This window comes from Flavobacterium olei (assembly GCF_039749035.1).
GTDB classification, from domain to species: Bacteria; Bacteroidota; Bacteroidia; order Flavobacteriales; family Flavobacteriaceae; genus Flavobacterium; species Flavobacterium olei.
Genome location: NZ_JBDKWC010000001.1, coordinates 812,078 through 837,358, shown reverse-complemented (window position 1 = coordinate 837,358; position 25,281 = coordinate 812,078). Strand labels below are relative to the sequence as shown.

The 25,281-nt window shown below is 34.3% G+C and carries 25 protein-coding genes; 15 read left to right on the top strand and 10 right to left on the bottom strand.

What is annotated here, in order from left to right:
• Nucleotides 1-65: 65 nt before the first annotated feature.
• The 4 genes from secA to ABEB31_RS03570 form a co-directional block, all read right to left on the bottom strand.
• A complete protein-coding gene (gene secA / locus ABEB31_RS03585) occupies nt 66-3,407 on the bottom strand; it encodes a preprotein translocase subunit SecA (protein ID WP_347049966.1) in 3,342 nt (1,113 codons plus the stop codon).
• An 83-nt stretch (nt 3,408-3,490) separates the two neighbouring features.
• The gene (locus tag ABEB31_RS03580) at nt 3,491-3,712 is read right to left on the bottom strand and encodes a DUF2795 domain-containing protein (RefSeq protein WP_007138072.1); all 222 of its coding nucleotides are present in this window, start codon (nt 3,710-3,712) and stop codon (nt 3,491-3,493) included.
• 183 nt (nt 3,713-3,895) lie between these two features.
• The gene (locus tag ABEB31_RS03575) at nt 3,896-4,465 is read right to left on the bottom strand and encodes a cob(I)yrinic acid a,c-diamide adenosyltransferase (RefSeq protein ID WP_347049965.1); all 570 of its coding nucleotides are present in this window, start codon (nt 4,463-4,465) and stop codon (nt 3,896-3,898) included.
• Between the two features lie 74 nt (nt 4,466-4,539).
• Nucleotides 4,540-5,226: an ABC transporter ATP-binding protein gene (locus tag ABEB31_RS03570; protein WP_347049964.1), complete on the bottom strand. Its 687-nt coding sequence runs from the start codon at nt 5,224-5,226 to the stop codon at nt 4,540-4,542.
• 290 nt (nt 5,227-5,516) lie between these two features.
• On the opposite strand from ABEB31_RS03570, the gene ABEB31_RS03565 reads away from it, so the two are divergent.
• Nucleotides 5,517-6,179, top strand: coding sequence for a DUF6565 domain-containing protein (locus tag ABEB31_RS03565; RefSeq protein ID WP_347049963.1), 663 nt, complete (start codon nt 5,517-5,519; stop codon nt 6,177-6,179).
• 52 nt (nt 6,180-6,231) lie between these two features.
• On the opposite strand, the gene ABEB31_RS03560 is transcribed toward ABEB31_RS03565, so the two are convergent.
• The 4 genes from ABEB31_RS03560 to ABEB31_RS03545 all read right to left on the bottom strand — a co-directional run bounded on the left by ABEB31_RS03560 (nt 6,232) and on the right by ABEB31_RS03545 (nt 10,593).
• The gene (locus ABEB31_RS03560) at nt 6,232-7,023 is read right to left on the bottom strand and encodes an O-methyltransferase (protein ID WP_347049962.1); all 792 of its coding nucleotides are present in this window, start codon (nt 7,021-7,023) and stop codon (nt 6,232-6,234) included.
• Nucleotides 7,024-7,048: 25 nt separating this feature from the next.
• On the bottom strand, nt 7,049-7,519 hold the full coding sequence (locus tag ABEB31_RS03555; protein ID WP_347049961.1) for an FKBP-type peptidyl-prolyl cis-trans isomerase: 471 nt from the start codon (nt 7,517-7,519) through the stop codon (nt 7,049-7,051).
• A gap of 153 nt (nt 7,520-7,672) precedes the next feature.
• Nucleotides 7,673-9,535: an ABC-F family ATP-binding cassette domain-containing protein gene (locus ABEB31_RS03550; RefSeq protein WP_347049960.1), complete on the bottom strand. Its 1,863-nt coding sequence runs from the start codon at nt 9,533-9,535 to the stop codon at nt 7,673-7,675.
• Between the two features lie 92 nt (nt 9,536-9,627).
• Nucleotides 9,628-10,593: a T9SS C-terminal target domain-containing protein gene (locus ABEB31_RS03545; protein WP_347049959.1), complete on the bottom strand. Its 966-nt coding sequence runs from the start codon at nt 10,591-10,593 to the stop codon at nt 9,628-9,630.
• 151 nt (nt 10,594-10,744) lie between these two features.
• Between ABEB31_RS03545 and ABEB31_RS03540 the strand changes: the two genes are divergently transcribed.
• Nucleotides 10,745-12,163, top strand: a complete 1,419-nt coding sequence (locus tag ABEB31_RS03540) for an undecaprenyl-phosphate glucose phosphotransferase (RefSeq protein WP_347049958.1) — start codon at nt 10,745-10,747, stop codon at nt 12,161-12,163.
• A gap of 6 nt (nt 12,164-12,169) precedes the next feature.
• Here ABEB31_RS03540 and ABEB31_RS03535 read toward each other — a convergent pair whose 3' ends face one another.
• Complete coding sequence (locus tag ABEB31_RS03535; RefSeq protein WP_347049957.1) at nt 12,170-12,907, bottom strand: tyrosine-protein phosphatase; 738 nt, start codon at nt 12,905-12,907, stop codon at nt 12,170-12,172.
• Nucleotides 12,908-13,018: 111 nt separating this feature from the next.
• Here ABEB31_RS03535 and ABEB31_RS03530 point away from each other — a divergent pair, with 111 nt between their 5' ends.
• From ABEB31_RS03530 to ftsY, 13 genes are all read left to right on the top strand, one after another.
• Nucleotides 13,019-14,212 (top strand): DUF5009 domain-containing protein, encoded by a 1,194-nt coding sequence (locus ABEB31_RS03530; RefSeq protein ID WP_347049956.1) that lies wholly within the window; start codon nt 13,019-13,021, stop codon nt 14,210-14,212.
• Nucleotides 14,213-14,262: 50 nt separating this feature from the next.
• A complete protein-coding gene (locus tag ABEB31_RS03525; RefSeq protein ID WP_347049955.1) occupies nt 14,263-14,850 on the top strand; it encodes a DUF4272 domain-containing protein in 588 nt (195 codons plus the stop codon).
• Between the two features lie 136 nt (nt 14,851-14,986).
• A complete protein-coding gene (locus ABEB31_RS03520) occupies nt 14,987-16,171 on the top strand; it encodes a BamA/TamA family outer membrane protein (protein WP_347049954.1) in 1,185 nt (394 codons plus the stop codon).
• A gap of 30 nt (nt 16,172-16,201) precedes the next feature.
• Nucleotides 16,202-17,365 (top strand): glycosyltransferase family 2 protein, encoded by a 1,164-nt coding sequence (locus tag ABEB31_RS03515; protein WP_347049953.1) that lies wholly within the window; start codon nt 16,202-16,204, stop codon nt 17,363-17,365.
• 83 nt (nt 17,366-17,448) lie between these two features.
• Entirely contained in the window at nt 17,449-18,792 is a 1,344-nt protein-coding gene (locus ABEB31_RS03510) for a dihydrolipoamide acetyltransferase family protein (RefSeq protein ID WP_347049952.1), read from the top strand.
• Nucleotides 18,793-19,010: 218 nt separating this feature from the next.
• A complete protein-coding gene (locus tag ABEB31_RS03505; protein ID WP_347049951.1) occupies nt 19,011-19,781 on the top strand; it encodes an exonuclease domain-containing protein in 771 nt (256 codons plus the stop codon).
• A gap of 83 nt (nt 19,782-19,864) precedes the next feature.
• Complete coding sequence (locus tag ABEB31_RS03500) at nt 19,865-20,476, top strand: fumarylacetoacetate hydrolase family protein (protein ID WP_347049950.1); 612 nt, start codon at nt 19,865-19,867, stop codon at nt 20,474-20,476.
• A complete protein-coding gene (locus ABEB31_RS03495; protein ID WP_347049949.1) occupies nt 20,476-20,820 on the top strand; it encodes an Hpt domain-containing protein in 345 nt (114 codons plus the stop codon). The genes ABEB31_RS03500 and ABEB31_RS03495 overlap by 1 nt, the downstream gene beginning before the upstream one ends.
• 189 nt (nt 20,821-21,009) lie before the next feature.
• The gene (locus ABEB31_RS03490; protein WP_347049948.1) at nt 21,010-22,263 is read left to right on the top strand and encodes a competence/damage-inducible protein A; all 1,254 of its coding nucleotides are present in this window, start codon (nt 21,010-21,012) and stop codon (nt 22,261-22,263) included.
• Nucleotides 22,264-22,334: 71 nt separating this feature from the next.
• Entirely contained in the window at nt 22,335-22,571 is a 237-nt protein-coding gene (rpmB, locus tag ABEB31_RS03485) for a 50S ribosomal protein L28 (protein WP_008468080.1), read from the top strand.
• Nucleotides 22,572-22,598: 27 nt separating this feature from the next.
• Nucleotides 22,599-22,781 (top strand): 50S ribosomal protein L33, encoded by a 183-nt coding sequence (gene rpmG, locus ABEB31_RS03480; RefSeq protein ID WP_007805817.1) that lies wholly within the window; start codon nt 22,599-22,601, stop codon nt 22,779-22,781.
• Between the two features lie 72 nt (nt 22,782-22,853).
• The gene (locus ABEB31_RS03475; RefSeq protein ID WP_008468081.1) at nt 22,854-23,006 is read left to right on the top strand and encodes a DUF4295 domain-containing protein; all 153 of its coding nucleotides are present in this window, start codon (nt 22,854-22,856) and stop codon (nt 23,004-23,006) included.
• 269 nt (nt 23,007-23,275) lie between these two features.
• Entirely contained in the window at nt 23,276-24,229 is a 954-nt protein-coding gene (ftsY, locus tag ABEB31_RS03470; protein ID WP_347049947.1) for a signal recognition particle-docking protein FtsY, read from the top strand.
• Nucleotides 24,230-24,512: 283 nt separating this feature from the next.
• Here ftsY and ABEB31_RS03465 read toward each other — a convergent pair whose 3' ends face one another.
• Nucleotides 24,513-25,010, bottom strand: coding sequence for a hypothetical protein (locus ABEB31_RS03465; protein ID WP_347049946.1), 498 nt, complete (start codon nt 25,008-25,010; stop codon nt 24,513-24,515).
• Nucleotides 25,011-25,281: the final 271 nt, after the last annotated feature.

The window sequence follows — 25,281 nt, the reverse complement described above, 5'->3', positions numbered from 1 at the left end:
AAATCTCCGATTATTAATCGGAGATTTTTTTATATATAAAGCTCAAAGATGAGATCTTTAATTTTTTATTTAACCAAAACCCAGGTTCCTGAAGCGATTAAACTTTCCGCTTTTTTAAACTTCATTTCTTCGGTTTTGCCGGTTGCAACTTCCTGAACTGTAACAGTATCATTTCTGTTGATTTTTGGCATATCTCTAACAATAGTTTCAGTTACCTGACGTTGTTGAGTTTCTCCTGCCTCACGATTGATCTCTTCACTATTTGGAATTTCGTCTTTAGTTAATTGTAAATTCTCTTTTTGACGAACTTCTCTTGCTTCGTGAATTTCCGGAGCATTTTGAGCAGGCAGATCACCTTTAAATAGGAATGAAATAACTTCTTTGTTTACATTATCCAACATTCCTCTAAACAGATTGAAGGCTTCTAATTTGTAAATAAGCAATGGGTCTTTTTGCTCGTGAACAGCCAACTGAACAGATTGTTTCAATTCGTCCATTTTGCGTAAGTGTTTTTTCCAGGCCTCATCAACAATAGAAAGTGTGATGTTTTTCTCAAAATCTGCGATTAATTGAGCACCTTCGCTATCGTAAGCTTTTTTCAGGTCCGTTACCACATTCAAAGTTTTGATTCCGTCTGTAAATGGAACTACAATTCTTTCAAAGTGATTGTTTGGTTCTTCGTAAACTCCTTTGATAATTGGGAAAGCTTCTCTGGCACTTCTTTCTGTTTTTTCAGTGTAAAATGCTAAAGCTTCTTTGTATACTTTTCCGGTAATTTCAATATCAGATGATTTAGCAAAATCTGCTTCTGAAATTGGAGATGTAATTCCGAAATAACGAATTAAATCAAAATCAAATCCTTTAAAATCATTAGCGCCTTTATTATGACTTACTATTAATTCGCAGGTATCATAAAGCATATTCGCAATATCCAGTTTCAAACGCTCACCAAATAATGCGTGACGACGACGTTTGTAAACTACTTCACGCTGAGAGTTCATTACGTCATCATATTCTAATAAACGTTTACGAACACCAAAGTTGTTTTCTTCTACTTTTTTCTGAGCACGTTCGATAGATTTAGTCATCATAGAATGCTGAATTACTTCACCTTCTTTCAGACCCATTCTGTCCATTACTTTAGCAACTCTTTCAGAACCAAATAAACGCATTAAGTTATCTTCAAGAGAAACATAGAACTGAGAACTTCCCGGATCTCCCTGACGTCCTGCACGACCACGTAACTGTCTGTCTACACGACGGGAATCATGACGTTCTGTACCCACGATTGCTAAACCTCCTGCAGCTTTTACTTCCGGAGATAATTTAATATCGGTACCACGACCAGCCATGTTTGTTGCAATAGTTACAACTCCGGCTTTTCCTGCTTCCTCTACAATTTGAGCCTCTTGTTTGTGCATTTTAGCATTCAAAACGTTATGTGTAACGCCTCTCATTTTTAACATACGGCTTAATAACTCCGAAATCTCAACAGAAGTTGTTCCAATCAGAACTGGTCTTCCTGCATTTGATAATTCGGTAACATCTTCAATTACAGCGTTAAATTTCTCACGTGTTGTTTTGTAGATGTAATCTTCTTTGTCCTGTCTTGCAATTCCACGATTGGTTGGGATTTCCACAACATCCAGTTTGTAGATCTGCCACAATTCGCCCGCTTCTGTAACTGCAGTACCTGTCATACCTGCCAATTTATTGTACATTCTGAAATAATTCTGTAATGTAACAGTAGCAAATGTTTGAGTAGCAGCTTCAATTTTTACATTTTCTTTAGCTTCAATAGCCTGATGAAGACCGTCAGAATAACGACGTCCGTCCATGATACGGCCTGTTTGCTCATCGACAATCATAATTTTGTTGTCCATGATCACATATTCTACATCTTTTTCGAATAAGGCATATGCTTTTAAAAGCTGTGTAAGTGTGTGAATACGCTCGCTTTTTACACCAAAATCCTGAAATAATCTTTCTTTGGCTTCTGCTTCAGCGTCTTTGTCTAACTTTTGTTTTTCGATTGCAGCGATTTCTGTTCCAATGTCCGGTAAAACGAAGAAATCGGCATCAGTATCTCCGGAAAGGTATTTGATACCATTATCTGTCAATTCAACCTGATTGTTTTTTTCTTCAATCACAAAATACAAAGCTTCATCAACTTTATGCATTTCACGATTGTTGTCCTGCATGTATTGATTTTCAGTTTTTTGAAGTAATTGTTTAATTCCTTCTTCACTTAAAAATTTAATTAATGCCTTATTTTTAGGTAAACTTCTGTAAGCTCTTAATAATAAGAATCCGCCTTCTTTAGTATTTCCTTCTTTAATTAATTTTTTAGCTTCTGCTAAGAAACCATTTGCTAACTGACGCTGTTGTGCAACTAAGTTTTCAATTTTTGGTTTCAATTCGTTGAATTCATGACGATCTCCCTGTGGAACCGGTCCTGAAATAATAAGCGGTGTTCTCGCATCATCAATTAATACAGAATCGACCTCATCGACAATAGCAAAATTATGCTTTCTCTGCACTAAATCGCTAGGAGAATGCGCCATGTTGTCTCTTAAATAGTCAAAACCAAACTCATTGTTAGTTCCGTAAGTGATATCTGCGTCGTATGCTTTTTTTCTTTGTTCTGTACTTGGCTGGTGATTGTCGATACAGTCAACAGATAAACCGTGGAATTCGAATAAAGGCGCTTTCCAGGTACTATCACGTTTTGCCAAGTAATCATTCACAGTTACTAAGTGAACTCCGTTTCCTGTCAAAGCATTTAAGTAAAGAGGAAGGGTGGCAACCAAAGTTTTACCTTCACCTGTCTGCATTTCGGCAACTTTACCTTCATGTAAAACCATACCACCAATTAACTGCACATCATAGTGAATCATGTCCCAGGTAATATCTTTTCCGGCAGCATTCCATTTGTTGGCCCAGATTGCTTTTTCGCCTTCAATAGTAATGTATGATTTTGAAGCTGAAAATTCGCGGTCTTTCGCTGTTGCAGTTACCTCAATATGTGAGTTTTCTTTAAAACGACGCGCTGTTTCTTTTACTACAGAAAAAGCTTCAGGAAGAATTTCCAGTAAAGTTTTTTCAGAGATTTCATAAGCTTCTTTTTCAAGAGTATCTATTGCATCATAAAGATCTTCTCTTTTATCAATGTCTACGATGTTTTCTACTTCCGCTTTAAGCGAAGCAATTTTAGCATCCTTTTCAGCTCTTGCTTCTTTTATTCTCTCTTTAAAAAAAACAGTTCGGCCTCTTAATTCATCGTTTGAAAGACTCATTAAAGGCGCTTCGAATGTTTTAATTTTATTTAAATAAGGTTGTAAAGCTTTGACATCTTTCTGTGATTTATCACCTACAAAGACTTTAATAATACTGTTTATGAAACTCATGATTTATTGTATTTCTTTATTATATATGTATTTGAACCAAAAAAAAAGCCTCTGTGATGAGACTTTTTCATTTGGTTTATTTTTTAATATTCATCCTCATTCCAAAGATAATCTTCGTCTGTTGGATAATCAGGCCAAATTTCTTCCATTGATTCATATATCTCCCCTTCATCTTCGATTGACTGAAGGTTTTCTACTACTTCTAATGGAGCACCAGCTCTAATAGCGTAGTCAATAAGTTCGTCTTTGTTAGCAGGCCATGGCGCATCACTTAAATAAGATGCTAATTCTAATGTCCAATACATCTGTTATCTGTTTAGTTTGTGCAAAAATAAATTTTTTACTGAAAAAGACAAGTAAATTTTCATTTATTTTAATAAAATTTAAGAACGTCCTTATTAATTGCAGAGTTTAGATTGTTGATTTTAGATTTTAGACCTAAAACAATCTAAAATCTATCCCGATGTGTCGGGAGTAGAATCTAAAATTTACTTCCTCGGAATCCATTTCACTTCCTCCGCTTTTAGGTCAGAGGACAACTTCCGTGCCAAGACAAAAAGGTAGTCAGAAAGTCGGTTTAAGTACTGAATTGCTATTTCCGGAACGTGCTCATTATGGCTTAAATGGACTGCTAAACGTTCTGCTCTGCGACAGATACATCTCGCAATATGACAATGTGACACAGTTGGATGTCCGCCTGGTAAAACAAAATGCGTCATAGGAGGAAGGCTTTCTTCCATTTTATCAATTTCGTTTTCGAGTAATTCAACATCTGAATCAATTATACCGAGATTTTTTAATCGCAGTTCGCCATTTTTTAAAACTTCTTTTTCCGGTGGAGTTGCCAGAATGGCACCAACTGTAAAAAGACGATCCTGTATTTTGATTAAGATTGTTTTATAATGAGCATCCATTTCCTGATCGCGAATTAGTCCTATATAAGAATTTAATTCGTCAACAGTACCATAACTGTCGATTCTAATGTGATCTTTAGGAACACGGGTTCCTCCAAAAAGAGCTGTCGTTCCTTTGTCTCCTGTTTTGGTATATACTTTCATTTTTTTTTAAAAGTTGCTAAGTTTCTAAGTTGCTAAGGGACTAAGGTTCTCAATCCCGAAGTGTCGGGACTAAATCATTTACTGGTATCACTTTCAATTAATCCGTCTCTTAAACGAATAACCCTATGCGCATAAGCGGCGATATCTTCTTCGTGAGTTACAAGAATTACAGTATTTCCCTGTGCATGAATGTCTCCAAAAAGCTTCATTATTTCTACAGAAGTTTTACTGTCTAAGTTTCCGGTTGGCTCATCGGCAAGAATTATAGAAGGTTTATTGACCAAAGCTCTCGCTACGGCAACACGCTGGCGCTGACCTCCGGAAAGCTGATTGGGCTGGTGATCCATCCTGTCAGCCAAATTTACCTGTTTTAAAACTTCTGTTGCCCGTGCAATCCTTTCCGATTTTCCGTAACCGGCATAAATCATAGGAAGAGCGACATTATCGAGTGCGGTTGTTCTTGGTAAAAGATTAAAAGTCTGAAATACAAAACCAATCTCCTTATTTCTTATCTCTGCCAACTCATCATCACGCATCTGGCTGACGTCTTTCCCATTTAATACATAATGACCGGAAGTTGGAGTATCCAGGCATCCTAATAAATTCATTAGTGTAGATTTTCCGGAACCGGATGGTCCCATCAAAGCGACATATTCGCCTTTTTTTATTTCCAGATTAATACCTTTTAATACGTATACAATTTCGTTTCCTAAAACAAAATTTCGCTTTATGTCGGTTATTTTAATTAATGGTTCAGCCATTCGATTTTCAATTTTGGATTTAAAAGTACAAAACACTTTTCAATAAAAATATTAGTAGCTGTCATTTGGTTTTTGTTACAATTTTTCTCCTCTATCCGTGTTATTGCTTTAATTTCGATTTTTAAAACAGAGCTAGGTTATAGAATATATTTAATATTTTACATAATTAACATAAAATACTGTTTTTTATAGTTTTAAGATGTTTTTTATTTTAGAAACATGATAATAATGTAATTTTTTGATTTAGGTTTTAAGTAAATTTGAATCATATTAATTAAATAATCAGTAATATGAAAAATATTAAAATCACAATTGGAATTGCATTAATTGCAGTAGCTTTTACATCATGTAAAGATGAAAAACAAGAAAAAGCACAAAGAACAGTAGACTCTTATGTAACTTACGTAGATTCTGTAAAAAATGTCGCTGCTGCGGATTTAAAAGAAAACTGGCAAACTGTTGAAACAGAATATGACAGAAGATCTCAGGAAGCTCAGGCTGCTTTAGCTGATATTAAAGACAATGCAGATGCAACTGAAAAAATTAATGCAAGTAAACTGAAATACGAGGAATTTAAAAACGAAATGACCGCCCAATTTGCCCCTCCGGCAGCAGCAAGTCCAAAACAATCTTTAAGAGACGCTTTGTTTGGTGCAGGAAAAATCGGTGATGATATGAACTTTAGCTGGGTAACTGCGCAGAATATTCATAGCGTTTATCAGCAATTCGTTCACACGGTAGAAGACAATAAAGATAAATATTCAAGAGAAGACTGGGATGAAATTAAGTTAATGTATGAAGCACTTGACAGCCGTAAAAATACAGTTGAAAAAGAAGGACTTTCAGCAGAAGACAATAGAAAAATTGCTGGTTTAAAAGTTAAATTTGCACCAATGTATACTGTTAACAGAATGGGAGCAAAATCTGAAGAAAACAAAGACGCTAAAAAATAATTTAGTAGTTTAATATAAACAAAAAAGACAATCAGAAATGATTGTCTTTTTTTTATGTTCGAATTATAAAATGCTCTTTTTCCTGTTCTCTTCTAAAAAACACAAATCCCCATTGGAAGGTATCAATTGTAACCTTTACTTTCGGGTGATTTCTGATTACTTCCCAGGCTTCTTCCATTTCCTCTGACCAATGTATGTCATCAAAAATCCAGACTGAATCATTAGTAATAGTGGGCAGCAAAAGTTCAAAATACTTTAAAGTCGCGCTTTTAGAATGATTTCCGTCAAAATAAATAAGATCATAAATTACAGATTGCAGGTTTTCTGTAATTAAAAAAGATTCAAATTCTGATATTACATTTTCAACATTATTACAACTAAATTGTTCTAATTGATTTTTTGCTATATCAGCAGTATTTGGACAACCTTCAATCGTGATTACTTTCCCTTTCGTCCCGAGGCTTCGGGATCCCAGAGCCAATGCAGAAGTTGCAAGACCTAACGATGTACCAATTTCCAGTATATTCTCAGGCTGAAAATAAGTAGTTACACGAAATAATAATTCGGCACGTTTTGGCGAGATTCCCGCTGTTTTAGCAATTTTAGCAATTTGTCTTTTACTGGATCTGAAAACTCTGGAGCCCGCTCCAAAGTCGGTTACTTCAATAAAATTAGCATTCTCTAAAAGCGATCTTCGGTACTTTTTTAAAATGGCATATTCCGGTTTATATTTCCTGTCGTAAAAACATCTCGTCAGTAAATTAAAAACAAATGGAGAATGAACAGCATGTTCATTTTTTGAATTCCAAAGAAATTTTAAATACGATTTAATTTGAAACAGCATTCCCTTACAGTTTTATAACGCAACTTTAGTTGGCTACTTTAGTCAGTTTTATTTCAAAAATTAAAACAGAACCAGAAGGAATATTTTGAACCTTGGTATTTCCATATCCTAAACGAGATGGGATTAATAAAATACCACTTCCGCCTTCTTTAAATTTTGGTAATCCTTCCTGCCATCCTAATATAAGTTTGTTTAAAGGAAATGTTGCTCCTGCAGCACTTTGATCAAAAACAGTTCCGTTGGTTAAAGTTCCTTTGTAAACGACTGTTACAGTTGATGATGTTGTTGGGTTTTGTCCTGTTCCCTGTTCATTGATGATATAACATAAACCACTGGAAGTTTTCGTGGCAGTTAAATTATTTTTCGTTAGATAATCCTGTATTTCCTTATCATTTTTTGCAGAATAATCTGTGGTATCGATTCTTTCTAAAGTAGTATCATTTGAACAGGAAATAAATAAAGTCATTACTAAAAGAGCAGTAAATACATGTTTCATTTTATGTGGTATTAATTTTTTTTAATGTTGTAAATATAAGTAAATAAAGATTTTAGTCTCAGGCGCAGTCGAATATGATTTTAGTTAAACACTTAAACCTTTGCCAGAAGCGTCAGGATGAAACCTGAAACCTGAAACCTGAAACAAACAGAACTACCCTTCAATCTTAGCCGAAAGCTCAAACCATCGTTCTTCTTTTGCTTCTATTTTTTTTATAATGTTTTGCAGTTCGTTCGCTTTTTTCTCAATATCGGCATCTGCAACTTTTCCTTCAGAGAATAATTGTTCGATTTTAGTTTTTTCGATTTCCAGATCTTTAATTTCTCTTTCGATTTTCTGGTATTCTTTCTGCTCGTTAAAAGATAGATTTCCAGTTGGGTTGTTTTGTTTCCAGTCTTTCTTTTCGGCCTTGTTTTCTTCTTTTTGAGCTACATCTGCGCTGTCTTCATAAGCTCTGAAGTCAGAATAATTTCCAGGGAAATTTTCGATTTCGCCTTCACCTCTGAATATAAACAGGTGATCGACAATTTTATCCATAAAGTAGCGATCGTGAGAAACCACTAAAAGACATCCCGGATAATCTAAAAGAAAACTTTCCAAAACATTCAGAGTTACAATGTCTAAATCGTTTGTTGGCTCATCGAGAATTAGGAAATTTGGATTCTGGATTAAAACCGTACACAAATACAGACGCTTTAATTCGCCACCGCTCAATTTCTCTACATAATCGTATTGTTTTTTGGCATCAAAAAGGAAACGCTCTAATAATTGCGAAGCAGAAATCATTCTTCCTTTTGCCAACGGAATAAATTCACCGTATTCTTTGATGATATCAATAACACGTTGCCCCGGTTTTGGATTAATTCCTGATTGCGTATAATATCCAACTTTAATGGTATCACCTTTTACTACGCGTCCGTTGTCTGGTGGGATTGTTCCTGTCAAAAGATTTAAGAAAGTAGATTTTCCTGTTCCGTTTTTACCGATTATACCGATACGTTCTCCACGCTGAAAATCAAAACTGAAATTATCCAGAATAACTTTGTCTTTAAATTTTTTAGAAAGTTTATGAAGCTCAATAATTTTGCTTCCCATTCTTTCCATATTAATTTCAAGCTCCACTTTATTCTCTTTACGACGGCTTTGCGCTTTTTCCTTAATTACATAAAAATCGTCCTGACGGGATTTAGATTTTGTAGTTCTTGCTTTTGGCTGACGGCGCATCCATTCCAGTTCTTTTACAAATAAGTTTTTGGCCTTATCAACACTTGCATTTTCAGAAGTTATTCTTTCTTCCTTTTTTTCCAGATAGTACGAATAATTTCCTTTGTACTGGTATAATTTTCCATTGTCAAGTTCGATAATTTCATTACAAACACGTTCTAAAAAGAAACGATCGTGTGTTACCATAAACAACGTGATGTTTTCTTTAGCAAAATAACTTTCAAGCCATTCAATCATTTCAAGATCCAAATGGTTGGTCGGCTCATCCAGAATCAACAGATCAGGGCGATTGATTAGAATTATCGCCAATGAAAGACGCTTTTTCTGTCCTCCGGAAAGATTTTTTACTTTAAGTTTAAAATCTTCCAGCTTTAATTTAAATAAAATCTGCTTGTATTGCGTTTCAAAATCCCAGGCATTATGCTGATCCATTCCGTCAAAAGCTTTTTGGTACGCTTCTTCATCTTCCGGATTTTCCAAAGCCTTTTCGTAAGCTTCAATTATTTTCAGCGTTTCATTATCAGATGCAAAAATACTTTCTTCGATCGTCAATTCATCCTGTAAATTATTATCCTGAGAAAGAAAAGCCATTCTGATTCCTTTTCTCAAAACAACCTGTCCGGTATCAGGTTCATCCAACCCATTAATAATGCTCATAATGGTGGTTTTTCCCGAACCGTTTTTGGCGATAAAAGCGATTTTTTGATCTTTATTGATTCCAAATGAAATGTTGTCAAAAAGGACTCTTTCGCCAAATGACTTCGATATATTTTCTACAGATAAGTAATTCACTATGTAAGTATGAGTTATAAATTATAAGTTATGAATGTTTTACAAAACACAACTTTTTTGCAAAAGTAAACTTTTATCTTACTATTTGCGAATTATTTATGGAGATAGGAATTTAGAAAAGAACTCAAATCGAAATAATGAATCTGCTGAACAACATTTATAACCGGTTTTCGCACCAAAGATTCATTGGTTAAGAAATAATGCAATCCATCTTTAGTCGCAATGCCTTCAATTTGATGGAACCGTACTTTTAAATCGATTCGCCTTTTATTTCCGGATAAAAAATCAGGACTTTTAAAATCATAAAGGAAGTACAAAAAAGGTTTTCCGGCTTTGGTATAGCCACACAAAGTGATCAGTTTTTTATTTTCTAAATACGTGGCACCGGTCACCAGACCTTTTGTGTCAAGTGTCGATTGTAATTTTGCAATTTGTGAACCGGGTTGATTTGGAAGGGAATAAATACTTGTTTTGAAAGATTTCCATTGTTTGGTAAACAAATAAATACTGTCTTTTGAAACTATAAAAGCTTCGCAGTCTAAATTGGTTTTATTTGGTTTTGAACGGGAAAAATCAGTCTGATCAGAATAGGTAAATGTAATGGTTTCAATTTTAGGGTTTTCTTCTAAAAAAGATTTTTTGCCGATTTTAAAAATTTTCAAATCTGTTCGGTTACCCGAATAGTTGTTTCCAAAATCACCAATATAAATATGTGTACTGTCCTGCGCTATTTCTTCCCAATCGTGATTGATTATTTGAGTGAGAACAATTTTTCGTTTAATTTTTCCCAGAGAATCCAATCCGTAGATTGTTTTATCATGATCGTCATTATGTGTCCAAAGTAAATTATCAAAGGCAATTAATCCCGAAGTTTCCTTTACAGAATCACTCAGACGCATAGAATATTCCGGTTTTAATTTTAGATTTTTATACAAACAACTCCCATTATTTATTGTAGCCTGAGCATTGTAATTTTGAGCAGATGCGTCTGTACAGCCCGAGATTTGCGCATAAACTGAAGTGAAAGTAAAAAGAAATAAGAAAATAGTTTTTATCATGACTGCAATATTAAATTTGCATAGTTTAAGAGTAAAGTTTTTTAAATAATATAATAAATTAGGTACAAAAAATATAATTTAAATGTTACTTTGCATCGATTTAAATGTTAAAGTCTTTTTTATTCTTTTCGGATAAAAAGGAACCTGTGTCATGAAAATTTTACAAAAACTATCCCATTACCGAATCTCGCGTTACTTCAAGCTTTTGTTTGTTGGGGTAGATGTTATATTGTTAAATCTCGCGACACTTCTTTCGGCTTTAGCCCGATTTGGAAATCTTGATAAATTACTTTCGAAAGAAGAAAGGACGATTTCTCTTTTAGCGGTTATAATCTGGATTGCATTATTACTTCAAAATGATTCCAACAGAAGTGTCCGTGTAGAACCCATCGAATCTATTTTATGGAGAACCATTAAAAAGCTTGTCATTCATGCGTCATTGATTTCTGTTTTCGTCGTTTATTTAAAATATGGAGATGTTTCCAGATTAAGAATGGTTTATTTTTATCTGATCTTTTTTGGACTGCTCATGATAACGAGGTTTTTATCGATGAAACTCCTCAAGTATATTCGCAGTAAAGGGTATAATTTTAAGAAATTCATTATCGTTGGTGCCAATGAAGCAGGAGAAAAGATTCGAAAAGTCCTCGCCAAAGATCTGACGTACGGTTATCGATTCTTCGGTTTCTTTGACGAAATACAAAACCAAACCCTTGTTGATCCCGCTTTAATTATCGGGAAATTCGAAAATATAGAAAAATTTGTCATAGAAAATGAAATTGACGAATTGTATGTGGCGTTAAGTATTGAAAATATTGATGTCATAAATGAGTTAATCAGGATTTGCGAGCAAAATATGGTTCGTATAAAATTTATTCCGGATTTTCAGCTGTATACAAAAGCCAGTAAAGTAGAAGTAGCTTTTTATGAAAACACGCCTGTATTGATGTTTCGTACAGAGCCTATGGAATACGCCTCAAACCGGCTTATAAAAAAAGTTTTTGATTTGCTTTTTTCAAGTCTGGTAATCATTCTTATTTTTCCGTGGCTATTTCCCATTATAATGATTATCATTAAATTAGAATCTCCGGGACCTGTATTTTTCAGGCAGGATAGAGCTGGCCGGGATAACAGGACTTTTAAGTGTTTAAAATTTAGAAGTATGTATATCAATGGTTTGGCACATAGCAAGCAAGCTCATAAAGGGGATAGCCGAATTACTAAATTTGGTGCTTTTATCCGTAAAACGAGTATAGACGAATTGCCTCAGTTTTTTAATGTTTTTGCAGGCGATATGTCTGTTGTAGGGCCAAGGCCACACATGGTTAATCTTGCCAAAGAATACAGCGATTTAATTGGTAATTATTTTGTACGACAGTATGCAAAACCGGGAATCACGGGCTGGGCGCAGGTAAATGGATTTAGAGGCGAGACCAAAGTTTTAAGTGATATGGAAAACAGAGTAGAATATGATATTTGGTACATCGAAAACTGGAGTCTTCTACTGGATGTAAAAATCATCATTAAAACCATAATCAATATCTTTAAAGGAGAAGAGAATGCTTATTAACGGTTTTTAAAATTTAAAAAACTGATTGTTAGTAATTACTTCTTTTAGAGTATTAATATTTTTAATTTTTACTTTATTGTCAAAAGCTTCAATATGTTTTCTGTGGTGAACATCGCTTCCGCAAAAATCGTACATCCCTTTTGCTAAAAGTTCGTCGGCAATGTTGGCAATCTTAGATCCGTAATATTCTACAGCGGCAAGTAAATTCAGCTGAAAAAGACAGCCGGCATTTTTTAGTTTTTCGTATTCTTCAAATTTATTATGATAAAAAACATATCGTTCCGGATGCGCCAGAACCGGAATATATCCGGCGACTTTAATTTCAAAAATGGTTTTATAAATGTTCAAAGGTGCCTGCAGATAAGACATTTCGACCAAAATGTAATTGTCTTTTAATGTCAGCAGTTTTTCTTGCTGCAAATGGCTTTCAAACCAATGATCAATAAAATACTCGGCAGCGGCACGAATGGGTGTGCCAATTTTATTTTCTTCTAGTGCATGTTGAGTTTCCTGAAGTTTCGACTGGATAATCTCAGGAGAATTATTATACACATAATGACTAATATGCGGAGTTGTAATAATTTGAGAAACACCCAGTTCCTGCAAAGATTTACTAAGACGAACTGATTTTTGGATATTTTTAGCGCCATCATCAATCCCGGGAAGAATGTGCGAATGTATGTCTACAAAACTTCCGTCCAGCAGATCCTTTAATTTAGGTTTAGATTTGAAGAATGATAACATGCGTCAAAAAGTATAATACTCAATTTATTAAGCGCAAAATTAATCCAGAAATTCTAATAAGACATTTTAGATTTATGTTATATTTGATTTTTAGTAAAATGATAAAAAATTATGAAAATAAAAGAGAATTTGTACAATCAAAGAATTATTTCTATTGATGCTTTGCGCGGAATCACCATTTTTGTAATGATATTTGTAAATGAATTGGCAAGCGTTAAAAATGTACCACAATGGATGAAACACATGCCGGCAGATGCAGATGCAATGACTTTTGTAGATCTTGTTTTTCCTTCTTTTTTATTTATTGTCGGAATGTCTGTACCATTTGCTTTTAACGCCAGGTTACTGAAAGGCGACAATTCTAAAACAATCTGGACACACACTTTAAAACGGGCCATTGCACTTATAATAATAGGTGTTTTTATGGTAAATGCCGAATATGGTTATGATGCTTCAAAAATGCTAATTGCTCCGGCTTTTTGGGGACTTTTGGCTTACGCAATGCCTGTTCCGATCTGGAATAAATATCCTAAAGATTTTCCTCGTTGGTTAAAGAATGTACTTCAATACGGTGGAATGCTGGTTTTAATTGCTTTATACTTTTTGTATGTTCAGGAAGAAACTGGTAAAATCGGAATGACGCCAAAATGGTGGGGAATTTTGGGACTGATTGGCTGGGCCTATCTTTTTACGGTAATTTATTACTGGGTGGTAAACGGAAATCTTTGGGCAATGATTGCTTTTTTAATTTTTTGTATTGTAATGAATTCGCTAAACCTAACCGAAAATTCTTTTGTGCAAAATACTTCATGGCTAAGTTTTATTGCGGGACATCTCACACATGCGGCATTAGCTGCTGCAGGAATTATAATTTCACTATTATTTTTTGATCGTAAGATTGAAAGTAAAATCAATTGGCCGGTAATCGGATTTATAATTTTCTTTTTTGCAGTCGGATTTTCTCTAAGACCCTTTTTCGGAATCTCCAAAATACAGGGAACGCCATCCTGGACCATGCTGTCAGCTGGAATTTGCAGCATCTTGTTTTACTTTTTATACTGGCTTATGGAAATTAAGAAACATACCAGATGGAGTGATTTTTTTATGCCCGCAGCTGCAAATCCGTTATTGATTTATATTTTGCCCGGCGTTATTTACTATTTTAATCAGTCATTTAATCTTCATATTATTCCGGATTATTTTACAGAGGGAGTTCCGGGAATTGTCTGGGCACTTTTATTTTCTGTAATAATGCTTTTTGTCATGAAAATTTTAAACCGGTATAAAATTCAGATGCAGCTTTAATTTGAAAAAAGAAAGAATAAGCTTATTTTTAAGTTTTCAAATTTACAATTATGGACGAATTACAAAAAAGAGGAATCAAACTTAAAAATGATGCTGCAATCAGGAACAAAGGATATAAGGTAAATGACTGGCTGCCAATATTAGATACGCCAAATTTAAGATCCCTTGAGGAGATTAAAGGAAGAATGGCAGTAATGAATGCGCTGATCAACATTGCTTTTGGAGCGCCGGTTTATATTATAAAAGACTGGATTGAAAGCCATAATTTGAGCAAATATCTTTCAGATTCTGAAAGAGAAACTTTAGAAAAAGAAAATGAAGAACTGTCAGATATAGAAGTCAATTCTTTAAACTGGTACTTAGAATCGCTGTGGGCGCTCATGTGGGTTACAGAAATGATACCGGAATTAGACGAAGAAAATTACTGTGGAGATGATATGGCTTCTCTTTTACCTAATTTACAAAATGAAGAAGACAATCAGAAATTAGAAAGTGTACAAAACTTAAAATCGGAGCGTGAAATTTACGAAATGCTCGATTACTATTACAGGCTACATTGGTATTGTGTCGACGAAAGAATAAATGGAAGGCAGGCAAAACTAAATGAAGGAATTATTTACGAAAGAAGAAATCTTTAGAATGGGTATTTAATCGAGCCGAAGATTGGGATAATGTCGAAATGAGTACCTAATTGTAAATTGCAGTTATTACTAAAAAATTTGGTTGTTATTATTTATAATATTTTAAATTTGTGTAGTGTTTAAAATATTGTAAATGAATAATTTAAAATTTAAATTTACGATTATTTTAGTTTTAATAGCTTCATTTGGTTGTGCCCAAAATGACAGTACAGCCGTGGGAACAAGAGATATTTTAGATGTTATTCATAAGATTTTTAATAAAGGTGACACTATTCAAAAAAGGGACCAGAAAAAAGTAGCTTTTTCATTGCTGCCTGTTCCGGTTGGGGTTAATTCCAGTTCTGGGTTGGTAATTTCCTTCCTGACAACATTTTATTTGGGAGAAGATCATGAAAAAACCAAAATGTCTCAGGTAACATTTTCGCCTTATTTTAGTTTTAGTAAACAATTCGTTTTTCCTTTCCAGTCTTATATTTATACCGAAGAGAATAAATGGAATTTTACAGGCGATTACCGCTATATGATTTATCCGCAGTTGACTTATGGTTTGGGCGAACATAATAATAAAAAAGAAATATCTACGCTCGATTACCAGCAATGGCGGTTCTATCAGTTTATTACCAGAAAAATAGTTGGAAATTATCGCTTGGGTGTTGGTTTTCTTTTCGATAATTACCAAAACATTTCAGAAGAATCATATATAGAAGAAGAAACCGATTACTATAAATATATGAATGGCGATTATAGCAATGAAAGTTCCTTTGGTTGTGCGGTTCAGGGTTTATACGATTCGAGGGAAAATATTATCAATCCTGAACAAGGTCTATATGTAGAAGCTGATTTGCGAATTAATACAAGCGGCGTTGATGGAGACAAATGGCAATCTTTCTATTTTGATGCCAGAAAATACTATTCTTTTAGTAAAACCAAACACAGAGTCTGGGCGTCAAGAGCATTTTTCTGGTCCACTTTTGGTGGAAAGCCACATTATCTGGATTTACCCAGCATTGGTTGGGATCGCGAAGGAAAAACGGGCCGTGGATTTACCAAAAACCGGTACAGAAGTAATGCTCTGATTTATTTTGAAACCGAATATAGAACTGATATCAGCAGAAATGGGTTTTTCGGAGCTGTAGTATTTACCAATATTTCATCAGTTTCCAGACTGGATACCTATCAGTTTAAAAAATGGAATCCGGCTGTTGGAACCGGAATCCGGATTAAATGGAACAAACGAAACGGTAGTAATTTGGCCTTAGATTACGGAATCAGCAAAAACGACTGGTCTTTGCGTTTGGGTTTATCAGAAAATTTCTAACTTCGGCCAAAATCTACAGATTCAATTTTCATGCAGTTATCGATAATTATCCTTAATTATAATGTCCGTTATTTTCTGGAACAATGCGTTTTAAGTGTTCAGGAAGCCATAACAGAAATCGAGGCTGAAATTATTGTGGTCGATAATCATTCATCAGACGATAGTGTTTTGATGATGAAGGAAAAATTTCCCGACGTAAAACTTATCCAAAACGCAGAAAATTTCGGTTTCCCAAAAGGAAATAATATTGGTTTTCGTGAGGCGGGAGGAAAATATGTTTGTATTTTAAATCCGGATACCGTTGTTGCAGAAGATACTTTTACCAAAATTCTGGCTTTCGCCGAAAGGCAAAACAATCCCGGAATTATCGGTTGTAAATTAATTGACGGCACCGGCCAGTTTCTTCCCGAAAGTAAACGCGGAATTCCAACACCGTGGACTGCATTTACCAAAATTTTCGGATTATATAAAATTTTTCCGCAAAGCAAACTTTTCAATCAGTATTATGCACAGCATTTAAATGAAAATGCAACAGGAAAAGTGGACATTCTCGTAGGCGCGTTTATGTTTTTAGAAAGTAAATTGTTTGATGATCTAAAAGGTTTTGATGAAAATTGTTTTATGTACGCAGATGATATCGATCTGTCTTACCGCGCGTTGCAGAAAGGCAAAAACAACTATTATTTTCACGGGACAACGGTTTTGCATTACAAAGGAGAAAGTACCATAAAAAACGAAAAATACATGTTGCGTTTTCAGGAGGCAATGAATTTCTTTTATAAAAAGCATTTTAAGAAATCGCTGTTTTTTAGTTTTTTCATCCAAATCGGAATTTGGTTTTTCTCTCTGGCAAAAATGTTTCAGGGAAAATCTAAAGAATATCCATTACCGGAAAGCTATATTTTATACTCTGAAAATGCGAATTTATCTGAAAAACTGGCTTCGATTTTGGAAAATAAAGTTAGTTTTTTAGATTTCAAAAAAGAAAAAATGGTAAATTCGTGGCTGATTTTAAAGGGTAAAAATACCGAGATCATTTTGGATAATCAATATGTTTCATTCAAAAAATGTATCAAAATCATAGAAACTCTTAAAGATAAGAACATTACTTTTAAGATTTTCCCCAAAAGAACAGGTTTTATTATTGGAAGCAATTCCAGAAACAGCAGAGGGGAAATCAGAAAAATTAACTAAAAATTATATTAAGTATAATTTATGTTTAAAAATTTCAGTAATTTCGCAATCAGAAAATCAAAATCATCCTTTAGAATAACAATATGGCAAGATTTGAATTAAAGCTTCCTAAAATGGGAGAAAGTGTCGCTGAAGCAACTATTACAAATTGGTTGAAAGAAGTTGGAGACAAAATTGAGGCTGATGAAGCGGTACTTGAAATTGCAACAGATAAAGTTGACAGTGAGGTGCCTAGCGAAGTATCGGGAATTTTAGTGGAGCAATTGTTTGGAAAAGATGATTTGGTACAAGTAGGGCAGACTATAGCAATTATTGAAACAGAAGGGGGCGATTCGCCGGCTGCTGAAGTAAATAAAGCAGAGGAAGCTACTGTTCCTGCAGAAGCTGCAGCAATTGAAAAATCTATCGAAGAAGTAAAAGATACCGTTTCTGCTTCTCAGGATTTCTCAGCATCAGATAAATTCTTTTCTCCTTTAGTAAAAAATATTGCAAAAGAAGAAGGTATTTCTTTAGATGAATTAGAGAAATTGTCTGGTTCAGGAAAAGATGGACGAGTAACAAAAGAAGATATCTTAAAATATATAGAAGATCGTAAATCTGGAGTTGTGCAAACGCCACAACCGGTTCAGGAAACTGCAAAAGTTGTGACTGAAGCTCCAAAAACAGCTGAGCCAGTGGTTCAGAAAAGTCAGCAGGCGGTTCCGGTTTCTGTAAACGGAGGCGATGAGATTATAGAAATGGACAGAATGCGTAAACTGATTTCAGGTTACATGACTGCTTCGGTTCAGACTTCTGCTCACGTACAATCTTTTATAGAAGTTGATGTAACGAATATTGTAAAATGGAGAGATAAAGTTAAAACTGCTTTCGAAAAAAGAGAAGGCGAAAAACTAACTTTTACGCCCATTATGATGGAAGCAGTTGCAAAAGCACTGAAAGATTTCCCTGGAATGAATATTTCTGTCGACGGTGATTATATTATTAAAAAGAAAAATATCAATTTAGGAATGGCGGCGGCTTTGCCAAACGGAAATTTAATTGTTCCTGTAATTAAAAATGCAGATCAGTTGAATTTGGTTGGAATGGCAAAAGCGGTAAACGATTTAGGAAATCGCGCTAAGGCCGGAAAACTAAAGCCAGACGATACACAGGGAGGAACTTACACAGTAACAAACGTGGGTACTTTTGGCAGCGTTTTCGGAACCCCGATTATCAATCAGCCGCAAGTGGGTATTCTGGCTCTTGGAGCAATTCGTAAAGTTCCTGCAGTTATAGAAACTCCGGAAGGAGATTTTATCGGAATCCGTCAGAAAATGTTCCTTTCTCATTCTTACGATCACAGGGTGGTAGATGGAGCTTTAGGAGGAAGTTTTGTAAAACGAGTAGCAGAATATCTGGAAGCTTTTGACGTTGACAGAGATTTCTAAAATCAGTTATAAAAAAATAAAATCAAATCCGATAAGTGCTCTACTTGTCGGATTTTTTCTTTGTAAGAAAACAATTAAGTGAGAATACGCAAAAAGAGCGAAGACTTTTTTATAAAAGTTAAAATCGTTAATTGAAAGCATTTTTAGACAAAAAAACTCAGAATAAAGGAGGATATTCCGCTTTAAAAATTACATTTGTAAACTTATAAAAATTAGAAATGGAATTAAAACTTAACAAGCCAATTTGCTTTTTTGATCTCGAAACAACGGGAATTGATATCGGTAAAGACAGAATCGTAGAAATTTCAATCTTCAAAGTTTTTCCAAACGGAAATAAAGAAAGTAAAACATGGTTGGTCAATCCAACAATTCCAATTCCGCCGCAAACTACGGCCGTTCATGGTATAACAGACGAAAAAGTAGCCAACGAACCTACTTTTGCAGAACTGGCTCATCAGATTCATAATATGATAAAAGACAGTGATTTGGGCGGATTTAACTCAGATCGTTTTGATATTCCGCTTTTGGCAGAAGAATTGCTGCGTGCAGGAGTTGATTTTGATATGAAAAATAAGGTTTCAGTAGATGTGCAGACTATTTTTCATAAAATGGAAGAACGTACATTAAGTGCGGCTTTGAAATTTTACTGTGGAAAAAGTCTTGAAAATGCCCATTCTGCAGAAGCAGATACAATGGCGACCTATGAAATTCTGAAAGCGCAATTAGACCGTTATCCGGAACTGGAAAATGATATGAAATCTTTGTCTGAGTTTACAACCCGAAAAAAAATCGCTGATTTTGCCGGAATGATTGCTTTTGATAAAGATGACGAAGAAATTTTTACATTTGGAAAACATAAAGGGGCAAAAGTGAATAAAGTTCTGGAAACGGAACCCGGATATTTCAGTTGGATTCAAAACGCTGATTTTCCTTTATATACCAAAAAAGTTCTGACAGCAATTAAATTAAGAAAATTAAATACGAAATAAGGTTCTGAGTTTTTAAGCTTCTAAGGTGCTGAGTTTTTTGCCTTAGAAGCTTAGCGACTTAGTATCTTAGAAGCTTAGAGAAAATGAAAATTATTTGTGTCGGCAGGAATTATGCCAATCATATAGAAGAACTTAAAAACGAACGTCCGGCTGAACCTGTTGTTTTTATGAAACCGGATTCGGCAGTTTTGCTGAAACAGCATCCGTTTGTAATTCCGGAGTTTTCAGATGATGTTCATCACGAGATTGAAATAATCGTAAAGATTAATAAAGTCGGAAAATATATTGAACCAAAATTTGCTCATAAATATTATGACGAAATTAGTGTGGGAATCGATTTTACGGCGCGTGATTTACAAAGTAAACTAAAAGAAAAAGGCCTTCCATGGGAAAAAGCCAAAGCCTTTGACGGCTCGGCAGTTATTGGTGATTTTTTACCAAAAACAGATTTTGTTTCTATGGAAAACCTTAATTTTGAATTAAAGACCAATTCAGAAACAGTTCAAAAAGGAAATTCCGGTATGATGCTCTGGAATATCGACGAACTGATTTCTCATGTATCCCAGTTTTTTACCTTAAAAATTGGAGATATAATTTTTACAGGAACTCCGGCAGGTGTGGCGGCTGTAAAACCAAATGATGTTTTAGAAGGCTTTTTAGAAGATAAAAAATTATTCAGAATACAAGTAAAATAATGGCTTTAAAATACAACCTTTCGAAAGTATATGCACTTTCTGATAACGATCCTGAATTTGTAAATCAAATTTTAACTTTATTTGTAACAGAAGTTCCCGAAGATTTAAAACAAATCAAAGAAGGAATCAAGAAAAAGGATCATAAATATGCCTATTCGTACGCACACAAAATAAAGCCCACGTTAGATTTAATGGGACTTAATGTCGCGTTTGAAGAAATTTTGCAGGTTGAAGCCTGGACAAAAGCCGAAGGCAAGAAAAAAGATATTGTCGAAACTTTTAAAAGCATAAAAATACAAGTTAAAGACGCGATTAAAGAGATAAAGAAAGACTTCGATCTTTAGAAGAAATTTGGTTTTATTCCTGTTTAATTCAAGCAGGAATAAAACTAACTTATCCTTATTTTAAATTTTGTAAAACGGTTTGAATTTAGAAAATCGTAAAAACCTCCCTCCAATACAAAGTTTAAATAATTGAATAACCTATTCGTAAATTATGGGCTTACGCAAGTAAGAAAAAAACATTTCACTAATATGAAAGCAGCTATTATTACTATTGGAGATGAAATTTTAATTGGACAAATTATTGATACCAATTCTGGATTTATTGCTAAATCGCTTGACAGAATCGGAGTTGAGGTTGTCGAAATGTTGTCTATTAGCGACAATAAACAGCATATTTTAGACACTTTTGCACAATTTCAAAACAGGGTAGACGTCGTAATCATAACCGGCGGACTAGGTCCGACGAAAGATGATATTACCAAAAAAACATTTTGCGAATATTTTGATGATGAACTCGTTGTCAATCAGGGTGTATTGGCGCATGTTACAGAATTGATTGAAGGTTTTTATAAAAGGCCAATTTCGCAATTAAATAAAGATCAGGCTTTGGTGCCGTCAACCTGTACGGTTTTGCCGAATAAAGTGGGCACCGCGCCCGGTATGTGGATGAAAAAGGAAAATACCGTTTTTATTTCACTTCCCGGGGTGCCTTACGAAATGAAATATCTTGTTGAAGAAGAAATTATTCCAAAAATTGTCCGCGAATACGAACGCCCTTTTATATTGCATAAAACGATTCTGACTTATGGACAGGGCGAAAGTTTAGTTGCAGAACGTATTGAAGAGTGGGAGAATAATCTACCTGAATTTATAAAACTCGCTTATCTGCCAAATCCGGGCAGAGTACGCTTAAGATTAACCGCGAGAGGAACTAATAAGGAACTTCTGGAAGCGGCAATAGAAGAAAATGTAACGTCATTAGATGCTATAATTCATGATATTATAGTAGGTTATGATGAAAACGAAACATTGGAAACCGTAGTGGGTAAATTGCTGACCAAACAAAATAAAACCATTGCAACTGCCGAAAGTTTTACCGGAGGCAGAATAGCTTCTCTTTTATCTGCCGTTCCCGGGGCGTCTGCTTATTTTAAAGGGAGTGTAGTTTCGTATGCAACCGAAACAAAAATAAATGTGCTGGAGGTTTCCAGAGAAATAATTTCTGCACATTCTGTGGTTAGTGCAGAAGTTGCATCAGCCATGGCGCTGAATGTTAAAAAGTTATTGCAAACAGACTACGCGATAGCAACGACGGGCAATGCAGGGCCTTCCAAAGGAGATTCTGATGCAGAAATAGGAGCTGTTTTTATCGCTTTGGCAACGCCAAACGGAGTAATTACAGAAGAATTTAACTTCGGACAACCTCGTGAAAAAGTGATAGATAGGGCAACAGTTAAGAGTTTGGAAATACTGCAAAAAGAAATTTTAAAAATTGTGCAATAATTTTTTGCTACAATGGTTTATTTTTCTTTTCTTTGCACCCTGATTTTGAATAACGATAAAAGATAAGTATAATGTCAAGAGTTTGTGACCTTACAGGTAAAAGAGCGATGGTAGGAAATAACGTTTCTCACGCTATGAACAAAACTAAGAGAAAGTTTTCTGTAAACTTAGTTAAAAAGCGTTTTTATCTTCCAGAAGAAGATAGATGGATTACTCTTAGAGTAGCAGCATCTACGATAAAAACAATTAATAAAAATGGAATCACTGCTGTTTTGAAAAAAGCACAGTCAGAAGGATTTATCAAATAATCTTTTCCTAAATAAATATATAGCAAGATGGCAAAGAAAGGTAATAGAATCCAGGTAATTTTAGAATGTACTGAGCACAAAACTACAGGTGTTGCAGGAACTTCTAGATATATTACAACTAAGAACAAAAAAAATACTCCGGATAGATTAGAGATTAAAAAATTTAATCCAATCTTGAAACGTGTAACTGTTCACAAAGAAATTAAGTAATAATTAGAGATTTTGTAAATCTCAAATGGTGTCGCCATTGAGTTTTATAAAGCTTCAAATAACATTTGAATCATGGCAAAGAAAACCGTAGCATCGTTACAAACATCTTCTAAGAGATTATCAAAAGCCATCAAAATGGTGAAATCTCCTAAAACTGGCGCATATACATTCGTAGAATCTATTATGGCTCCTGAAGAAGTTGATGAGTTCTTGAAAAAGAAATAATTACAATCACAGTATATAGAAAAGCTACTTTCATTCGGAAGTAGCTTTTTTATTACCTATATTTGTCTAAAGTTTAAAAAACAGCCCAACAATTGGCTTTTTTTAAACATTTGTTCCTGCTATCTGCTATATTTTTACCTGTCTAAAGAAGGCAAGTAAAGAATATAGCTCCTACCGGGACTAGAAACAAACAATTGGCTTTTTTAAGCACTGGGATTTTAAAAGCACAGAAATTTTAAAATTCAAAAAAAACTAACAATCTATAAAAAATGAGTTTTTTTAAAAAATTATTCTCTACCGATAAAAAAGAGACTTTAGACAAAGGTCTTGAAAAATCAAAAACTACTTTTTTTTCAAAGTTAAGTAAAGCCGTAGCCGGAAAATCTAAAGTCGATGACGATGTTTTGGATAATCTGGAAGAAGTTCTGGTAGCTTCTGACGTTGGTGTAAATACGACTTTGAAAATTATTGAAAGAATAGAAAAACGTGTTGCTGAAGATAAGTATTTAGGGACAGAAGAGTTAAATCAGATTCTTCGTGATGAGATCGGTTCTTTATTATCTGAAACCAATACCGGTGAAGCAACGGAGTTTGAAATTCCGAAAGATAAAAAACCGTATGTTTTAATGGTTGTTGGCGTAAATGGAGTTGGAAAAACAACAACGATTGGTAAGTTGGCTTATCAATTTAAGAAAGCGGGACATAAAGTAGTTCTAGGTGCGGCAGATACTTTTCGTGCTGCAGCCATAGATCAGTTGCAGGTTTGGGCAGATCGCGTAGATGTTCCTATTGTAAGACAAAATATGGGAAGTGATCCTGCCTCTGTAGCATTTGATACCTTGCAATCTGCTGTGGCTCAAAATGCTGATGTGGTTATTATTGATACTGCGGGTCGACTTCATAATAAAATTAATTTAATGAATGAGCTGACAAAGGTAAAACGTGTCATGCAGAAAGTTGTAGAAGATGCTCCTCATGATGTGCTTTTGGTTTTAGACGGATCGACAGGTCAAAATGCTTTTGAGCAGGCAAAACAATTTACGGCTGCAACAGAAGTAACTTCTCTTGCTGTTACTAAATTAGATGGAACCGCAAAAGGTGGCGTTGTAATTGGTATTTCAGATCAGTTTCAGATTCCGGTAAAATATATAGGCGTGGGCGAAGGGATTGAAGATTTACAAGTCTTTAATAAATATGAATTCGTTGACAGTTTCTTTAAATAATTAGTATGAGTTTTGAATCTTTAAAAAACATATCGGCAGTTGCTTTTTATTTTGCAAGTGTAATTTGTTTTGTTTTAGCCAATGTTTTGAAAGATAATAATCTTTCTGTCTATTATATTTTGCTTGTATTGGGAATAATTTTGTTCTTTTTAGGTATTCTTAAAAGAATAAGAACAAATCGATAAACAAACAAAAACAAATAAAAAAATCACGAGCTTTTAAATTGAATTGATTTCGATTTAAAAGCTCTTTTGTTATGAAGAGTATTGTATTTGGGTCTATTTTAATAAATAGTATTTTCATCATGCAGTTTCCACTTTGAACCATCTGTATATACAATATAATAAGCTCTAGTTGTGACAATTTGATTTGCATCTGTAGAGAAATCTTCTAAAAATTCAGATTGTATCTGGCCTGGTTTAATAATATGAACAGAGTTTGTCGTAAATCTTCCTTCTCCGTAAAAAAATCTGCCACCTGCAGGTTCGTCAAATGAATTGAGGCAAAACCATTCAAATTTAATTGCTTTAATGGTTTTTGTTCCTGAGTTTTTAAAAACTATTTTAATGTCTTTATGGTCGGAGTATTGATTTTTAATCAATGTTGCGGATATAATCGTGACAGGAGCTTTTTCTCTTTTTGGTAAACTATCTTTTTTAATTTGGACAGGGTTATTGTTTTTTGTGTTTTTAAGTGTTTCTTCTGAAACGATAGCGCTCTGCTTTGTTTTACTGCAGCTTAAAAATAAAAGAATAAAAAATAATACTATGGTGTTTTTCATTGTCAACTTAGTTCTGGTAATGTTTTTTAGGTTTGAAAAATTGGAGATAAAGTTCATTTCTTTTTAACTTTTTTAAAGTCATTAAAAGTTATTAAACTGTCATTATAAGACACTTTTTATTAATTATTTTTCCTTAAATAGTTAGTACATGTTTTTTCTTTTGGTGATTATAAGACTATCTTTGTAGTCCGGGTAAAATTTCTTTTGAAACCAAATGCCCTAGCCCTGATGGAAGCGGCATCCTTTTGTTACGTTGAAGAACGGGACAAAA

Coding starts and splice junctions, on each gene's coding strand:
- secA (WP_347049966.1), bottom strand. CDS start 3,407: ATGAGTTTCATAAACAGTATTATTAAAGTCTTTGTAGGTGATAAATCA.
- ABEB31_RS03580 (WP_007138072.1), bottom strand. CDS start 3,712: ATGTATTGGACATTAGAATTAGCATCTTATTTAAGTGATGCGCCATGG.
- ABEB31_RS03575 (WP_347049965.1), bottom strand. CDS start 4,465: ATGAAAGTATATACCAAAACAGGAGACAAAGGAACGACAGCTCTTTTT.
- ABEB31_RS03570 (WP_347049964.1), bottom strand. CDS start 5,226: ATGGCTGAACCATTAATTAAAATAACCGACATAAAGCGAAATTTTGTT.
- ABEB31_RS03565 (WP_347049963.1), top strand. CDS start 5,517: ATGAAAAATATTAAAATCACAATTGGAATTGCATTAATTGCAGTAGCT.
- ABEB31_RS03560 (WP_347049962.1), bottom strand. CDS start 7,023: ATGCTGTTTCAAATTAAATCGTATTTAAAATTTCTTTGGAATTCAAAA.
- ABEB31_RS03555 (WP_347049961.1), bottom strand. CDS start 7,519: ATGAAACATGTATTTACTGCTCTTTTAGTAATGACTTTATTTATTTCC.
- ABEB31_RS03545 (WP_347049959.1), bottom strand. CDS start 10,593: ATGATAAAAACTATTTTCTTATTTCTTTTTACTTTCACTTCAGTTTAT.
- ABEB31_RS03540 (WP_347049958.1), top strand. CDS start 10,745: ATGAAAATTTTACAAAAACTATCCCATTACCGAATCTCGCGTTACTTC.
- ABEB31_RS03535 (WP_347049957.1), bottom strand. CDS start 12,907: ATGTTATCATTCTTCAAATCTAAACCTAAATTAAAGGATCTGCTGGAC.
- ABEB31_RS03530 (WP_347049956.1), top strand. CDS start 13,019: ATGAAAATAAAAGAGAATTTGTACAATCAAAGAATTATTTCTATTGAT.
- ABEB31_RS03525 (WP_347049955.1), top strand. CDS start 14,263: ATGGACGAATTACAAAAAAGAGGAATCAAACTTAAAAATGATGCTGCA.
- ABEB31_RS03520 (WP_347049954.1), top strand. CDS start 14,987: ATGAATAATTTAAAATTTAAATTTACGATTATTTTAGTTTTAATAGCT.
- ABEB31_RS03515 (WP_347049953.1), top strand. CDS start 16,202: ATGCAGTTATCGATAATTATCCTTAATTATAATGTCCGTTATTTTCTG.
- ABEB31_RS03510 (WP_347049952.1), top strand. CDS start 17,449: ATGGCAAGATTTGAATTAAAGCTTCCTAAAATGGGAGAAAGTGTCGCT.
- ABEB31_RS03505 (WP_347049951.1), top strand. CDS start 19,011: ATGGAATTAAAACTTAACAAGCCAATTTGCTTTTTTGATCTCGAAACA.
- ABEB31_RS03500 (WP_347049950.1), top strand. CDS start 19,865: ATGAAAATTATTTGTGTCGGCAGGAATTATGCCAATCATATAGAAGAA.
- ABEB31_RS03495 (WP_347049949.1), top strand. CDS start 20,476: ATGGCTTTAAAATACAACCTTTCGAAAGTATATGCACTTTCTGATAAC.
- ABEB31_RS03490 (WP_347049948.1), top strand. CDS start 21,010: ATGAAAGCAGCTATTATTACTATTGGAGATGAAATTTTAATTGGACAA.
- rpmB (WP_008468080.1), top strand. CDS start 22,335: ATGTCAAGAGTTTGTGACCTTACAGGTAAAAGAGCGATGGTAGGAAAT.
- rpmG (WP_007805817.1), top strand. CDS start 22,599: ATGGCAAAGAAAGGTAATAGAATCCAGGTAATTTTAGAATGTACTGAG.
- ABEB31_RS03475 (WP_008468081.1), top strand. CDS start 22,854: ATGGCAAAGAAAACCGTAGCATCGTTACAAACATCTTCTAAGAGATTA.
- ftsY (WP_347049947.1), top strand. CDS start 23,276: ATGAGTTTTTTTAAAAAATTATTCTCTACCGATAAAAAAGAGACTTTA.
- ABEB31_RS03465 (WP_347049946.1), bottom strand. CDS start 25,010: ATGAAAAACACCATAGTATTATTTTTTATTCTTTTATTTTTAAGCTGC.